This is a genomic window from Nitrosopumilus ureiphilus, from assembly GCF_013407185.1.
Classification (GTDB): domain Archaea; phylum Thermoproteota; class Nitrososphaeria; order Nitrososphaerales; family Nitrosopumilaceae; genus Nitrosopumilus; species Nitrosopumilus ureiphilus.
This window is the reverse complement of record NZ_CP026995.1, coordinates 714929-728508: the sequence shown is the minus strand read 5'-3', so window position 1 is coordinate 728508 and position 13580 is coordinate 714929. Positions and strand designations below refer to the sequence as shown.

Here is a 13580-nt window from a genome sequence, read left to right as displayed (position 1 = left end):
AAAATCATACTTTGATCAATTATGAATAATTAGAAAAATTAAATTAGAAAAATTAAACTGATTCTAAATTTTTGATCGCATATTTTGTTGCAAGATTTAAAGGAGAGCACCTGATGTTGCTAAAACAGAGAATATTATGGATAATTCAGATATTCATATGATTTACGTTCTATTAGATGGAGTTGGAGATCTTCCACATCCAGATTTACAAGGAAAAACACCATTGGAGGCTGCAAATACCCCAACTTTGGACAAGATTGCAAGTAATGGCTGTATAGGAGAAGTAATTTCTGTCGGAAAAGGAATTGCTCCAGAGTCAGACATTGCGGTTTTCAATATGTTGGGATACAAATTCAATCATGCAGAATATGCAGGAAGAGGAGTGATTGAAGCCATTGGAATTGGGATTGACTTCAAAGATGGAGATTTAGCATTAAGAGGAAATTATTCAACACTAAATGATGATGAAGTAATCATAGATAGAAGAGCAGGTAGAAATATTGAAAAAGAAGATGCAGATGGAATTGCAAAAGAGATTGAAGAAAAAATAAAGTTATCCAGTCCAGATACATCGGTTGTAGTATCACCTACAATTGGTCACAGGGTTACAGTTAGAATAAGAGCAAACTCTAGAAAACTTTCTTCAAAAATTACCAATACAGATCCTGCATATAGTAACATCGGAGGCATGGGCGTAGCAAAGGCAGTTGGAGATTTTCTAAAAATTGAAAAATGTTTACCCTTAGAAGATGATGAAGATTCAAAGTTCACTGCAAATATTGTTAATGAGTTTTCAGAACAATCAATCAGAATTATGAAGGAGAGTCAGGTTAATAAAAAAAGAAAAGAGCAAGGTAAGAAACAACTTAGTTGTATTTTACTCAGAGATGCAGGAAACAAATATCCAGATGTGATTCCAATTAATGAAAAATATTCTATGCAATTTTCATGTATTGTGGATATGCCAGTAGAGATTGGAATCTCAAATGTTCTAAAGATGAAAGCATTTGAAGCTGGAGGATTAACAGATTATGAAGAAAAAGCAAGAGTTGCAGCAAAAGCAATGGAGACTCAAAATTCAATTTATGTCCATCTCAAAGGACCAGATGAATTCGGTCATGATGGAGATGCAATTGGCAAGATGAAAAACATAGAAGAGATTGATCAGCGATTTTTTAAAACACTTGTTGAAAATATTGATTCAAGCAAAGTTGCAATTGTCATTTCTGCTGATCACTCCACACCATGTATTAACAAAGGGCACAGTGATGATCCTGTGCCAGTTTTAGTTTCAGCTGATTTTATTCAAAATGATGGAACTACTAGAATGACTGAAGAGCAAGCAAAGAAAGGAAGTATAGGTTTGCTTCAAGGCGCAGCGGTAGTTCCAAAAGCTCTAGAATTAATTAAATCTCAAAAATAGTTAACTTGTTTTCTTGTTGCATATCAACTGCCTTTTTTCTAATTCTATCAACATCAATGGAATGATACATTGAAGGGGAAGTTCCTAGTTTGTCTAAGACTCTTTTGAGCATTCTAATTCCAATACTGACATCATTTTTTTGAGCATGAGCTAATGCTACTGCCATCAGAATTATTCCTTGGACAAGGTCTTTTTCTCTACCAAAGCATTGTTTCCAAACACCTTCAAAAGCCTCATGACTCTCCCAGAATCGTTCATTGTTAAAGTAGAAAATTCCATCAGCGATTCCCTTCTCTTTTTCGATCTCCTCTTCTACAACATGCCGGATATTATCAATAGGACCAATAGGAGATAATTTTTCAACAAGGGTGTCAAGGTCTTCTTTTTTAACAGCCACATCTAACTCCACAAATTTACTGGCTACTCTTGCAATTCTAACTGATGCATTCATGTCAGATGCCAAATCTCTGGCTCTGTAAACGATCTCGCGTGATTGTTTAGGCGAATATCCAGTATTTTTAAAATGAAGCATATAACGTTCCATGGCAATATTCTGCAAGGATTTCTTAAATTTCTTCTCTAATTTCAATCAAGGTTTATATGAAATATCCAAAGGATTTTTGATACATGTCCATCATCGAGACAGTCACAGACGTTGATAACACATTCCTATCTAGGAGAGAGCTGACATGTAATTTTGCAGGATTGGGTGGAAAACTCAAAAGTCTAGAGGCAACAGATATGATTACAAAAGAATTCAAGCTAGACGGCAAAGTTGTAATTCCAATGAGGCTTAGAACTCATGTAGGAAAATCACATGTCACTGGTACTTTCTATGTTTATTATGATGAGGGTTTGGCAAAAAAACATGTCAATCCAACAATTTTCTCAAGAATTGAAAAAATAAAAGCAAAATTGGCAGAGGCACAAGCAGTAGAAGCTCCTGTAGAAGAGGCATCTGAAGAAGTAAAAGCAGAAGAGGCATCTGAAGAAGTAAAAGCAGAAGAGGCATCTGAAGAAGTAAAAGCAGAAGAGGCATCTGAAGAAGTAAAAGCAGAAGAGGCATCTGAAGAAGTAAAAGCAGAAGAGGCATCTGAAGAAGTAAAAGCAGAAGAGGCATCTGAAGAAGTAAAAGCAGAAGAGGCATCTGAAGAAGTAAAAGCAGAAGAGGCATCTGAAGAAGTAAAAGCAGAAGAGGCATCTGAAGAAACAAAACCAGAGGAGAAATCGGAATAATGCCTGTAGAACAAAAAGGTAAGAAAGGTTCTAGTCCCAATGTTTACAAATACTTCAAAGTAGATGGAGACAAAGTTACAAGAATTAGAAAGATTTGCTCTAGATGTGGAAAAGGTGTTTTCATGTCAGAGCATAAAGACAGACACACTTGTGGAAAGTGCGGACTAACTGAATTCAATCAGTAAAAATAAAATTATTTTACAGTAATTTCTAAATCAGTACAATCTTTTTTGGCGAATTTTAGAACTTTTTTCTTCCAATTGCTCAATTTTTGAAATAAATTCTGGTACAAGTTTTATTTTAGAAAGCGATTCGGCAGACAATTTCACATTATTTGCGTCCAAAGATATATTGGATTTGGGAAGATTTTTGTCAGCCCAAAATTTCATCACCTTATCTTCAAGTTTATAATCACGAAAACCAGATGGAAATTTTTTTGTTATGTGATTTAACAAAGTGCGGTCTTTGAAGACAACTCTAGGTTCAAACAATCGCGTTTCATCAGTGTAGACATTTTCAAATAAATTTCCAGATATTTCATCTGAGAGTAACTCCATCTTTGAAATTTTTCTCATCAGTTCTAGAAAATGTAAAAACTCATGTGCTAAAATGGCATGAATAGTACCTTTAAGCCCATAAGCAATTAGAGGTGCAGATATCTGAATTACAACCTGAAATTTATCATCAAACATCACAGGTATTGTTCTTGCAAATAATATTCCAAATTCATAGGAATTGGGATTTGGAGAAGACAATACAAGTGAAGGCTCCACATATGCAACGGGATATTTTATTCCAGATGCTTTTTCGATTCTATTAATTCCTGCAACAACAATTGGAAAACGTTCTACCACAAGATCATAGACATCATCAGGAATTATTCCTTTAGAATGTGCATCTTTGAAACGTATTAGCGGGTCCAATATTACTCCTTGACAAGTTTGAATGTAAAAGGGTTAATTTGTTTAGGATCTTGGCTTTCCAGATTTTGCTTTCTTTTTTTTACGGGTTTCAGCCCTTTGATCAGCATGTCTTTGATGTTTACCTTTTTTTCTCATTGGCATGGTGTTATACAATATTCAGAGGTAGTTAATTGTTATCATAAGTCAATAAAACAACAAATTATCATTAACTCTTGAAATATCAAATGCCTAAAGATCAATAGTCACACACAAATAAAAATTATCATTAAATCCTTTTTGACGCATAAATCACAGGTTATTTGAAAGACTGTCATATGATTAATTTCAAAAATGGTGAGTTTTCTAGGGATTATTCAATTGATTCAAAAATTCTTGATTTTCTCTAAGACTGTTCATCATTTGAGGATGTTTAGTAATATCTTCAATTATCTCATCATGTAATTCTGGATCATTCATCATCGTACCTAACATTATCTCCCTCCATCTTTCAGTGGTATCAGGATCTTTTGCCATCAAATTACCTGGACTGTTAATCTGTTCAGAGTAAACATATCCTGCAAGAAATCCTGCAAAAAGTATTCCTAATGAGAATCCAATCCAAACATGTAGTATTGACAAAACAGTATAGAGAATAAAGAATAATATCAATTCAATACATTACATTTGTAAAGAATCATTTTCATATTTTTTGGGGGTTCCATCGCTTCAAAGACAACGAACTAAGTGTTACTGATACTGAGCTTGTAGCCATTGCCAAACCTGCCAAAGCAGGATAAAGCAAGCCCAATCCTGCAAATGGAATCAACACTGCATTATAGACAAATGCATAAAACAAATTTTGTTTGATTTTACCTACAGTCTTTTTACTTATTTCAATTGACGAGATTACTGCAAAAAGATCATTTCGTAATAACACGACATTTCCAGCTTCCAGTGCAATATCTGTACCACTTCCTACTGCAATTCCAACATCAGCCTGAGTTAGGGCAGCAGCATCATTGATACCGTCACCAATCATGCCCACTTTTTTACCCTCATTTTGTAATTGTTTTATTATCTCAACTTTTTCTGATGGCACTACATCTGAAAACACTCTAGAAATTGAAAGATCCTTGGCAATAGTGGCAGCTGCTCGTTGATTATCTCCTGTAAGCATTACAACATCTATTCCTAATTTTTCTAATTCTCTCAGAGTAGTTTTTGCACTAGGTTTTGGAATATCCAAAAGTGCTATGAATCCAATTAATTTACCATCATGTGTTGTCACAACTACAGTTTTTCCTTCTTGTTGAAGATTGAAAATATTTTCTTCTATTGAGTTTAAATCAACTCCTTCTCTTTTCATTTGACTTGGACTGGCAACCAAAATCTCTTTACCCTCAAATACTGCCCTTACTCCTTTTCCAGGAATAGATACAAATTCAGACGGTGATTCAATGTGTAAATTCATGTCTTTTGCATTTTGTACTATTGATTTTGCTAGTGGGTGCTCTGAATTTTTTTCGGCAATTGCAGTAAATCTTAACAAAGTATTTGCATCATCCAATTCTGAATTATCATTTGTTCTGTTGGATGTGTTTACTGGAATAATATCTGTGACTTTTGGTTTTCCTTCTGTTAATGTACCTGTTTTGTCAAATACCGTTACTTGGATCTTGCCAAGTATTTCTAATGCATCTCCGCCCTTGAATATTACGCCACTACTTGCACCCTTTCCCATTCCAACCATGATTGCAGTAGGAGTTGCCAAGCCCAACGCACAAGGACATGCAACCACAAGTATGGCAACTGCTGGAATTAATGCTATTGCAATACCTGCACCATCTGGTGCAACAAAATACCAAGTCAGAAATGTACCAAGTGCCACAACCAAAACTATCAATGCAAAGTAACCTGCTATCTTGTCTACTATTCTCTGCATTGGCGGTTTTGTTCCCATCGCGTCTTCTACTAGTTTAACAATCTGTGAAAGAATAGTATCGTTTCCAACTTTTGTAGCTTGGAGCACTAGAGAACCCTCATGATTTACTGTGCCTCCAATAGCTCTGTCACCCGGCTTTTTTTCAACAGGAACAGATTCCCCCGTAATCATTGATTCATCAACTGCAGAAAATCCATCAGCAACTATGCTATCAACAGGGATTTTCTCTCCAGGTCTCACAATTACAATATCCCCAGGCTGGATGGACTCTATAGGAACGTCAATTTCTTCGTCTCCTTTTTTAATTCTAGTCGTTTTTGGCTGTAGTTCAAGCATTTTACGAATAATAGATGATGCTTTTCCTTTTGTTTTGTGTTCCATGTATTTTCCTAAAATTATGAATGTAACTACAATTGCAGCTGCATCATAGTAGATATTTTCCCAAACAGGCGTTGGAAATGTATTCCATACACTAAATAGAAATGCAGCAGTTGTACCAGTAACAACTAGAGTATCCATATTTGCAGACTTTATTTTTGCTATCCTGTATGCTCCAACATAGAATCTTCTCCCTACTACAAACTGAACAATGCTTGCACACACAAAGATCAAATATGCTGCAGTATCGGTTCCAGCAAATGGAACAAATGAAAGAAATTCCGGATATCCAAATATGACAACAGGCATTGAAAAAATAACTCCAATTATGAACAGTCTTTTTAATTTCCTTGCTTCAATTCCTTCTGATGATACAACATCATCTTCACTTAAAATTTGAAATCCTGATCTATTAATCATCCCTCTAAGATCTGAACTTGAAAGTAGAGCGGGATTGTATTCAATAACAACTTGACTGTTTTCAGTATTGACTGAAATTTCTCTTACTCCTGCTATTCCAATTAGATTTGTTTTTAATTTTTCCGAATTTACAGAATCAGATACTCCATCAATCTTTGCAGAGAATTTCTCATAGACGACAGTATAACCAATGTCTTTTAATAAATTTTCAATATTTTCCAAATTAATCACTGATGAATCATATTCCAAAGTAGCTTTTTCAGCTGCCAAATTTACTTGACATTTTTCCACCCCATCAACATCTGACATGTAATTTTGAATTGCAGTTATGCATCCTGCACAATGCATCCCACCAATTTTAATGGCTGTCTTTTTGATTTGATCTTTTTTGGCTTCTATTACGAGATTATCCATTATCTGATTGTATACTTTGATTTTGTATTTATTACCAAATACTTACATTTGTAAAATTCTATAGGTATAGATTTTAACAATTTAGAACCTATTAAAAGTGGAAAAAGACGTAAATGGATAATGATTACTGCGAGATGTATGAAAAAGCCTTTGATTATTGGTGCTATTGTCTCTGTAGTTATTGCAATCATCGTAGTATCTGCACTTAATTTTGATTCTACTGATACAAATACTGAAAATACAGGCACCGATTCATCAGTTTCACCATTATCCTTTTCAAGTCTTATCACTTCTGACACTCCACTGAAAGGAGATCCGTCAGCCCCTATCACTTTAATTGAGTTTGGGGACTTTCAATGTCCAAACTGTGGACGATTTGCAAGAGACACCAGTCCACAAATAGAGGCATCTTATATAGAATCTGGTCAAGTCAGTATGGCATTTAAGCACTTTACTGTAGTTGGTCCTGACTCAAAAACTGCTGCAATGGCATCTCAATGTGCAAATGATCAGGGAATGTTTTGGGAATTTCATGATGAATTATACAATAATCAAGGTCATGAGAATTCTGGTTGGGCCAGCAAAGACAATATAAAACAAATTGCATCAAACATGGGATTAGATAAACAAAGTTTTGATTCATGTCTTGATAGTAACAAATACAAATCATTGGTAGATAGTGATCTTGCTCTTGCAAAACAAATCGAGTTTACAGGCACTCCATCATTTCTAATGCTCAAAAACGATGGTTCCAAACCTCAAGCACTTACTGGTGCATATCCATTTGCAACATTTGAAAAGATGTTTGATGATAGTTTAAACTAGGTGAAAAAATGATATCTTCCTTTAAACAAGTTTTTCAAAATAAATTCTACATTTTTCTGGCATCTGTAATTTTTACTTTATTTTGGATAATGTTTAGTGTATTTGGAGAATTATTGTTCTTCACTCCTGTTTTTGTATTTTATCTTCCTTCAGATGCAATTTCTGTTTTTATTTTATCAAATACAATATCTGCACTAATGGGAATAATACTAAGTATGAACATCTATGTTCTAAAAAATACAACTGTAAAAATGAACAAATCCTCATTTATGGGCTCATCTGTGGGAATGATGGCAGGTGGATGTGCTAGTTGTTCGTCTATGGGATTTGTGCTTTTGACTAGCTTTGGTGGTGCAGGAGTTGCAGCATCAACATTTCTTTCAGTATACCAAATTCCTCTTTTAGTAGTCTCAATTGGGTTACTGATATGGTCGTATTATTCAATTCATAACAAATTAACAAAAAGTTGTGTGTTAAACAAAACACAATAGTTTGAGTCTGTTAACAACAACCTCTTCGTTTAGGATTATTTTTTAGTTGCTGTTTTTTTAATTCTACAAATTGATTTACATGGTCTTCTGAACAAAATGATTTTCCAAATCGTTTCAGTTCATTATTTTTTTGCAAATCAATTCCACATATTTTACAGTGTTTTGTAAAACCAAGCATATTTTGTAATTGTTTCTGTTGTATATTAGATCAAATGGTTACACTTGTAAATTAGAGGAAATTTGATTCTGTTTCAATCAGGTTCAAATTGGCTTCAATGGAACGGGAGTGACGTAATCTATGATTTCTATTTTATGCTATAATGAATTTCGCTCTAGGAATAAAAGGATCAAACATCATCCAAGATTATCCGATATCATAGCATAAGAAAATATCCTGCTCAAAAAGAGGTTTTTGATTATCTGTGTAGTATCACTAAATGGTTTTAATATTCAAACAAAACCCACGAAGGCATGTCACATGCAAACAAGAATCCCATAAGTGGCATTCTTGATAGAAATGTTTCTCAGCACATGAATTCCACATTTTTGAAACTTTTGGATTTGACTTTAATGACTGTTGCATGTGGTGTAATGCAAAAAAATGGCAAGGATGAGATCATTGTTGTAAATAAGGATGACACCCCAATAGGAATTGTCACAGATCAAGACGTACTACAAAAGATTGGAGAGGCACATGCAAATCCAAACAAAACCCGATTAGAGGATATCATGACATTTCCTTTGGTAGGGGTCAAACATGATGATACATTGTCAAAGGCATTGAATATTATGAGAAATAACAACTTGAAGAAACTTGTTGTTACAGGAAAAAACGGTAAAATCATTGGCATGATTTATCACCATACAATTACAAGTCTCATACAACAAAAAGTAGCATCCACATCGCCTACAAACTATTCACTTAGAGCAATTTTGTGGAATCTTGGAACTGTAACCCAGTTTGCAGGGATTTTGATGCTTATTCCATCATTACTGGCTACCATTCTCAATGAGACGGCAGTTGCAACAGGAGTATTTTTAATGTCATCACTGCTTTTGATCACAGGGTTTTTCCTAAATGCTTACGGGGACAAACATCCTCTGAATTTGCGAGGATCTGCAATAATGGTGTTTGCAAGCTTTTTCATTTTGGTGTTATTTGGTACAATTCCTTATCTGTATGTTTCACCATATGGTCAAAGCAGTTTTGCAGATTTGTTTGCAAACAGTTTCTTTTCCAGTGCATCAAGTTTCACTACTGCTGGCATGACTCTATTTTCCACACCAGAGGATCTTCCAGACAGTTTCACATTTTATCGAAGTTTTAGTCAGTTTGTAGGCGGTTTGAGTTTCATATACCTCATAATGACTGCATTTTATCCAGAAAGCAAACTCATGACAATGAGGGGATTTATCTCTGGAAAAATCCCAAAATTGCGAGAGTTATTTGCAACAATTACCATAGTGTTTTCCATATATGCCGTAATCATTGCCATGTTGATGTTTTATTTTGGAGAACGAAACATCGTAGATGATTTCTCTATTGCAATGAGTGTTTTATCCACTGGGGGATTCATGCCAGATTCTGGGATCTTAGAAACCCTGACTTTGCCAGAGTATTTTGTATTGATGGGAGGAATGATTCTTGGAACCTTGCCATTTGGCCTTCATTATGCATTTGTCAGGAAAAAATTCATGTCCATAAAATTAACTCGTGAAGTAAGCATTTATTTTGCAATATTGGCAGGTTCAATTCTATTATTTACAGTACTCACAGACATACGTGAAATAGATTCTGTGTTTACCGTAGTTGCCACCAGTACAACTGCAGGCACTCAAATAATAGACTTGGTAGACATCGGATCTGCCCCAATGATCTTGTTACTAGTTTTGATGCTTATTGGAGGATGTGGGTTTTCAACTGCTGGTGGAATCAAAATATTTCGTCTCCAGCAAATTTACCAGTTTAGAAAATATTTCAAAAAAACAAAATGGCAAAAAATTCCATCACATGATAGAAAAGAGATTTGGATTGCTTTGATTTTATTGGTGTTGTTTCCAACTGCCCCAATTCCTGTGGCATATCATTTGAGCAATCAAGGATATGATTTTTCTAACTCTTATTTTGAGTCAGTTGGCGCCATAACAACTGCAGGGTTGGGGGTTGGAATAATTGACATTGATTTGGATGCGTTTTCAAAGATTCTCGTTGGATTTTTGATGATTATAGGTCGTCTGGAAATAATATTACTTGCATACATCTTTGTGCCCAAACTAATATCGTAAAAAAATCAACATTGACTAAGAATCGGGTTTTAATTTTTCCCAAAATATAAAAAAACACTTACAATTGTAAACTATTCAATTAAAATAAACATCTTTTAGAGTTAAATTATGAGTTACGCTCATCCTGAAGTATTAGTTGATACAGAATGGGTATCGCAAAATCCCCCTAATGAAAAAAGAAAACTAGTTGAAGTTGATTATGATCCAGTTAATGGATATCAAAAAGGTCACATTAATGGGTCGAGTTTAATCTGGTGGAAACGTGACATCAATGATCCTGTTACAAGAGATATCATCAGCAAAAAACAATTTGAAGTATTAATGGCAAAAAATGGAATTACTGCTGATACTGAAGTAGTTCTTTATGGTGACTTTAACAATTGGTTTGCAGCATTTGTTTTCTGGGTTTTTAAAATCTATGGCCATGAAAATCTAAAGATTATGGATGGTGGCAGAAAAAAATGGGAATTAGAAAATAGAAATTATACTACGGATGAACCTACATTTTCATCTGTTACATACAAAGCACAACCACCCGATGAGGGATTACGTGCATACTTGTTTGATGTTAGCAGAGCATTAGGAAAAGAAGACACTGTAATGGTTGATGTGCGTTCCCCTGCAGAATTTACTGGTCAAATTACTGCTCCTCCAGAATATCCAATGGAACATGCACAAAGAGGTGGACATATTCCACACGCAAATAACATTCCATGGGCTACTGCAGTAAACGATGCTGATGGTACATTCAAGTCTGTTGAAGAGCTAAGACAAAATTATGAACCAAAAGGTGTTACTCCCGACAAAGATGTAATTTGTTATTGTAGAATTGGGGAAAGATCCTCTCACAGTTGGTTTGTCCTAAAATATCTTTTAGGGTATTCTAAAGTCCGAAACTATGATGGCTCCTGGACTGAATGGGGCAACATGATTGGAAATCCTGTGGAAAAATAAGTTGAAAAATATTGAGTCTACTGTAACTGGATTTCTTTTACTATTTGTAATCTTTTTTTCATCGAATGATATTTTTGCACAAGAAATACAATTAGATGAATTTCTAACATATTCTAAACAAAGTAATTTTATCAAAGAAATTCCGTTTCCAACTGAAGAGTTTGGTCTTAGTGGAATTACTACTGATAAAAATGGAAATGCCTGGACTTACTATGCCACACAAAATTCAAGTCTGATCTCTAAATTTGATCCAGTTGCTGAAGAATTCTCAAAATTTGATATAACAAAAATGACCCAGACCGAAGATATAATTATCAATTTGTCTGGAGGACATATTATTTATGATGAGTTAAGAAATACAATATGGTTTACAGACGCTAGAACCAACTCCATAGGAAAATTCAGCATAGAAAACGAACAGATGGATACAATTGACATCCCAACAGAAAATTCAGGTCCAATGGGAATAATCTTATCTCAAGACAAATCAAAAATATGGTTTACAGAACTAAGTTCAGATCAGTTTGCAAGTTTGGATATAGAGACAAATCAAATAACAGAATACCCCATTAAATCAAACAGCGGGCCATCATTTCTTGCATTTGATGAAAATGGTTCTTTATTGATTACCTTGTCTTATTCCAATAGTGTTTTAGTTGTGCCATTAGAAAATATTCAGTCAAATACATCTTCAGACAGATACGAACTATCTCTGCCTGAACCAGACTTTTTTTCACCTTTTGGAATTGCAATATTCAGACTCGCAAGGAATAGAGAAAATCATTGTATCTGTCATGGCTCTAGCAGAGTTATTGTCTCAGATTTGGATTCTAGTTTGAATGAGTATATTTCTTTATGGACATCCCCTAACGAATTATATCCTCAAACGCTTCCTAGCCAGATAGATCTCGATGAATTTGGGAATATCTATTTTGCACAACATGGTGGAAACAAGATTTCAAAAATTGACACTACAGGTACAATAACAGAATATGATATTCCAACTGGCCCTCTTTCGACTACTATCTATCTTGATGTATCAAAAGATGGAAAAAAAGTGTGGTTTGCAGAAGTTTTAGGAAATAAAATTGGGTATCTTGATACCAGTATCTCGGTTCCATTTGATTTACAAACCGAAACTAAAGAACTCATTTTTACAGAAACTAAAAAATCGGGTCAAGTGACAGTTGAAATTAATCGTTTAGATGATGGTAGTGGGATGTTATCTTTAGATAATTTGGATGTCTCATTGGTTGGCATGACTCATTCAGGACTAGACGGTGTTTCTTTTACTACAAATTCTGATATGATTAACTTGAATCAAAAAAATAAAATTGAAACTATTTTAGATATATCAATTGATCAGAACATTGAACCTGGTATCTACCAAACAATGCTTCAAATTTCGGCACATGAAATAATTGATGATTCTATGAAAGTATCAAAACTTTATCCATTAACAATAATTGTAGATTTGCCAAAACAAATCCCAGTAAACCCATTACAGGAAGATGATTCTGAATTTCTAGTTAAAGATGTTATACAATATTCCGCTATAGGTACAATTGTTATTTTATTATCACTACTTGTGTATAATAGAATTAAAATCTCCAAACAGAAAAAGATCACTATACAAGAATAAACTAAAACAATTACTTTTGAGAGTTTAAAAGTGCTTTAATTCTTCGTTGGTATTTGTCTTGAAAAAGAATTCTACATGAAGGACAGCAAAAAAATCTTTGAATGTTTGCCACTTTTAAAATACTTGGTTTTTCAGAAATCTTCCTGTCACAATAATCACATTTTATTTTAACATGCAAATCTGAATTTAATTTTTTAATTGTTTTCTCATGTGGCTTCATTTTAGATTTAGAAAGATCTGCATTTGCACCAAGCTTTTTCATGTCCAAAATGGGCGAAATTGATTTTATTATGCCCATACTGAATAACCTGTCATAGCGTATTTGCACTGTGGGTGTGCTTATTTTGATCTCTCTTGCAATTTGCCTAAATGATTTTCTTCCATCCTCAATTAGTGCCTCAAGTATCGCAATATCTGTCTCATCTAGAGGAAATGACATGTCTTTCTTTAACCTCACCATTATCTAAATCATATATCTTACATTTGTAAACCCCTCTGTTTATTTGAAGAATTAAATTTTGTATAACAATGAAAACAGATCCAGTTTGCAAAATGCAATTAGATGAACAAGGAACCGTAACTTTAGAACATGATGGAAACACATATCATTTTTGTTGTCCATCATGCAAAGCGATATTTGAAAAAAACCCCTCAAAGTTCTGCTGAT

The 13580-nt window shown here is 34.2% G+C and carries 15 protein-coding genes; 9 read left to right on the top strand and 6 right to left on the bottom strand.

Annotation, left to right across the window (positions count from 1 at the left end; genetic code table 11):
• The first annotated feature begins 136 nt into the window (after nt 1-136).
• Nucleotides 137-1423: a BPG-independent phosphoglycerate mutase family protein gene (locus C5F50_RS04190; RefSeq protein ID WP_179372427.1), complete on the top strand. Its 1287-nt coding sequence runs from the start codon at nt 137-139 to the stop codon at nt 1421-1423.
• Here C5F50_RS04190 and C5F50_RS04185 read toward each other — a convergent pair.
• Nucleotides 1407-1967 (bottom strand): DUF309 domain-containing protein, encoded by a 561-nt coding sequence (locus C5F50_RS04185; RefSeq protein ID WP_179372426.1) that lies wholly within the window; start codon nt 1965-1967, stop codon nt 1407-1409. The two genes, C5F50_RS04190 and C5F50_RS04185, sit on opposite strands and share 17 nt — an antisense overlap.
• 83 nt (nt 1968-2050) lie before the next feature.
• On the opposite strand from C5F50_RS04185, the gene C5F50_RS13050 reads away from it, so the two are divergent.
• Nucleotides 2051-2659 (top strand): eS24 family ribosomal protein, encoded by a 609-nt coding sequence (locus tag C5F50_RS13050; RefSeq protein ID WP_246282139.1) that lies wholly within the window; start codon nt 2051-2053, stop codon nt 2657-2659.
• The gene (locus C5F50_RS04175; protein WP_179372425.1) at nt 2659-2844 is read left to right on the top strand and encodes a 30S ribosomal protein S27ae; all 186 of its coding nucleotides are present in this window, start codon (nt 2659-2661) and stop codon (nt 2842-2844) included. The genes C5F50_RS13050 and C5F50_RS04175 overlap by 1 nt, the downstream gene beginning before the upstream one ends.
• A gap of 30 nt (nt 2845-2874) precedes the next feature.
• Here the strand turns inward: C5F50_RS04175 and C5F50_RS04170 are convergent, their stop codons facing one another.
• From C5F50_RS04170 to C5F50_RS04160, 3 genes are all read right to left on the bottom strand, one after another.
• Entirely contained in the window at nt 2875-3582 is a 708-nt protein-coding gene (locus C5F50_RS04170; protein ID WP_179372424.1) for a hypothetical protein, read from the bottom strand.
• Between the two features lie 342 nt (nt 3583-3924).
• Entirely contained in the window at nt 3925-4200 is a 276-nt protein-coding gene (locus C5F50_RS04165) for a hypothetical protein (protein WP_179372423.1), read from the bottom strand.
• Nucleotides 4201-4261: 61 nt separating this feature from the next.
• Nucleotides 4262-6715: a heavy metal translocating P-type ATPase gene (locus C5F50_RS04160; RefSeq protein ID WP_179372422.1), complete on the bottom strand. Its 2454-nt coding sequence runs from the start codon at nt 6713-6715 to the stop codon at nt 4262-4264.
• 138 nt (nt 6716-6853) lie between these two features.
• Between C5F50_RS04160 and C5F50_RS04155 the strand changes: the two genes are divergently transcribed.
• Together C5F50_RS04155 and C5F50_RS04150 are read left to right on the top strand one after the other, a co-directional pair.
• Nucleotides 6854-7540 (top strand): DsbA family protein, encoded by a 687-nt coding sequence (locus tag C5F50_RS04155; RefSeq protein WP_179372421.1) that lies wholly within the window; start codon nt 6854-6856, stop codon nt 7538-7540.
• Between the two features lie 8 nt (nt 7541-7548).
• On the top strand, nt 7549-8031 hold the full coding sequence (locus C5F50_RS04150; RefSeq protein WP_179372420.1) for a hypothetical protein: 483 nt from the start codon (nt 7549-7551) through the stop codon (nt 8029-8031).
• Nucleotides 8032-8041: 10 nt separating this feature from the next.
• Here the strand turns inward: C5F50_RS04150 and C5F50_RS13200 are convergent, their stop codons facing one another.
• Nucleotides 8042-8167 carry a hypothetical protein gene (locus tag C5F50_RS13200; RefSeq protein WP_280924472.1) on the bottom strand — a complete coding sequence of 42 codons (126 nt, stop codon included), beginning with the start codon at nt 8165-8167 and terminating at the stop codon, nt 8042-8044.
• 335 nt (nt 8168-8502) lie between these two features.
• Here C5F50_RS13200 and C5F50_RS04145 point away from each other — a divergent pair, with 335 nt between their 5' ends.
• The 3 genes from C5F50_RS04145 (at nt 8503) to C5F50_RS04135 (ending at nt 12913) form a co-directional block, all read left to right on the top strand.
• On the top strand, nt 8503-10317 hold the full coding sequence (locus C5F50_RS04145; protein ID WP_179372419.1) for a potassium transporter TrkG: 1815 nt from the start codon (nt 8503-8505) through the stop codon (nt 10315-10317).
• Nucleotides 10318-10425: 108 nt separating this feature from the next.
• Nucleotides 10426-11271 (top strand): sulfurtransferase, encoded by an 846-nt coding sequence (locus tag C5F50_RS04140; RefSeq protein WP_179372418.1) that lies wholly within the window; start codon nt 10426-10428, stop codon nt 11269-11271.
• A gap of 1 nt (nt 11272) precedes the next feature.
• Nucleotides 11273-12913, top strand: a complete 1641-nt coding sequence (locus tag C5F50_RS04135; protein ID WP_179372417.1) for a Vgb family protein — start codon at nt 11273-11275, stop codon at nt 12911-12913.
• A 10-nt stretch (nt 12914-12923) separates the two neighbouring features.
• On the opposite strand, the gene C5F50_RS04130 is transcribed toward C5F50_RS04135, so the two are convergent.
• Nucleotides 12924-13352 carry an AsnC family transcriptional regulator gene (locus tag C5F50_RS04130; RefSeq protein ID WP_179372416.1) on the bottom strand — a complete coding sequence of 143 codons (429 nt, stop codon included), beginning with the start codon at nt 13350-13352 and terminating at the stop codon, nt 12924-12926.
• 89 nt (nt 13353-13441) lie between these two features.
• Between C5F50_RS04130 and C5F50_RS04125 the strand changes: the two genes are divergently transcribed.
• Nucleotides 13442-13579, top strand: a complete 138-nt coding sequence (locus C5F50_RS04125; protein ID WP_179372415.1) for a YHS domain-containing protein — start codon at nt 13442-13444, stop codon at nt 13577-13579.
• Nucleotide 13580 lies beyond the last annotated feature (1 nt).

What these genes read in the sequence shown, in the direction of transcription:
- C5F50_RS04190 (WP_179372427.1), top strand. Translation starts at nt 137, where the DNA reads ATGGATAATTCAGATATTCATATGATTTACGTTCTATTAGATGGAGTT.
- C5F50_RS04185 (WP_179372426.1), bottom strand. Translation starts at nt 1,967, where the DNA reads ATGGAACGTTATATGCTTCATTTTAAAAATACTGGATATTCGCCTAAA.
- C5F50_RS13050 (WP_246282139.1), top strand. Translation starts at nt 2,051, where the DNA reads ATGTCCATCATCGAGACAGTCACAGACGTTGATAACACATTCCTATCT.
- C5F50_RS04175 (WP_179372425.1), top strand. Translation starts at nt 2,659, where the DNA reads ATGCCTGTAGAACAAAAAGGTAAGAAAGGTTCTAGTCCCAATGTTTAC.
- C5F50_RS04160 (WP_179372422.1), bottom strand. Translation starts at nt 6,715, where the DNA reads ATGGATAATCTCGTAATAGAAGCCAAAAAAGATCAAATCAAAAAGACA.
- C5F50_RS04155 (WP_179372421.1), top strand. Translation starts at nt 6,854, where the DNA reads ATGAAAAAGCCTTTGATTATTGGTGCTATTGTCTCTGTAGTTATTGCA.
- C5F50_RS04150 (WP_179372420.1), top strand. Translation starts at nt 7,549, where the DNA reads ATGATATCTTCCTTTAAACAAGTTTTTCAAAATAAATTCTACATTTTT.
- C5F50_RS04145 (WP_179372419.1), top strand. Translation starts at nt 8,503, where the DNA reads ATGTCACATGCAAACAAGAATCCCATAAGTGGCATTCTTGATAGAAAT.
- C5F50_RS04140 (WP_179372418.1), top strand. Translation starts at nt 10,426, where the DNA reads ATGAGTTACGCTCATCCTGAAGTATTAGTTGATACAGAATGGGTATCG.
- C5F50_RS04130 (WP_179372416.1), bottom strand. Translation starts at nt 13,352, where the DNA reads ATGTCATTTCCTCTAGATGAGACAGATATTGCGATACTTGAGGCACTA.
- C5F50_RS04125 (WP_179372415.1), top strand. Translation starts at nt 13,442, where the DNA reads ATGAAAACAGATCCAGTTTGCAAAATGCAATTAGATGAACAAGGAACC.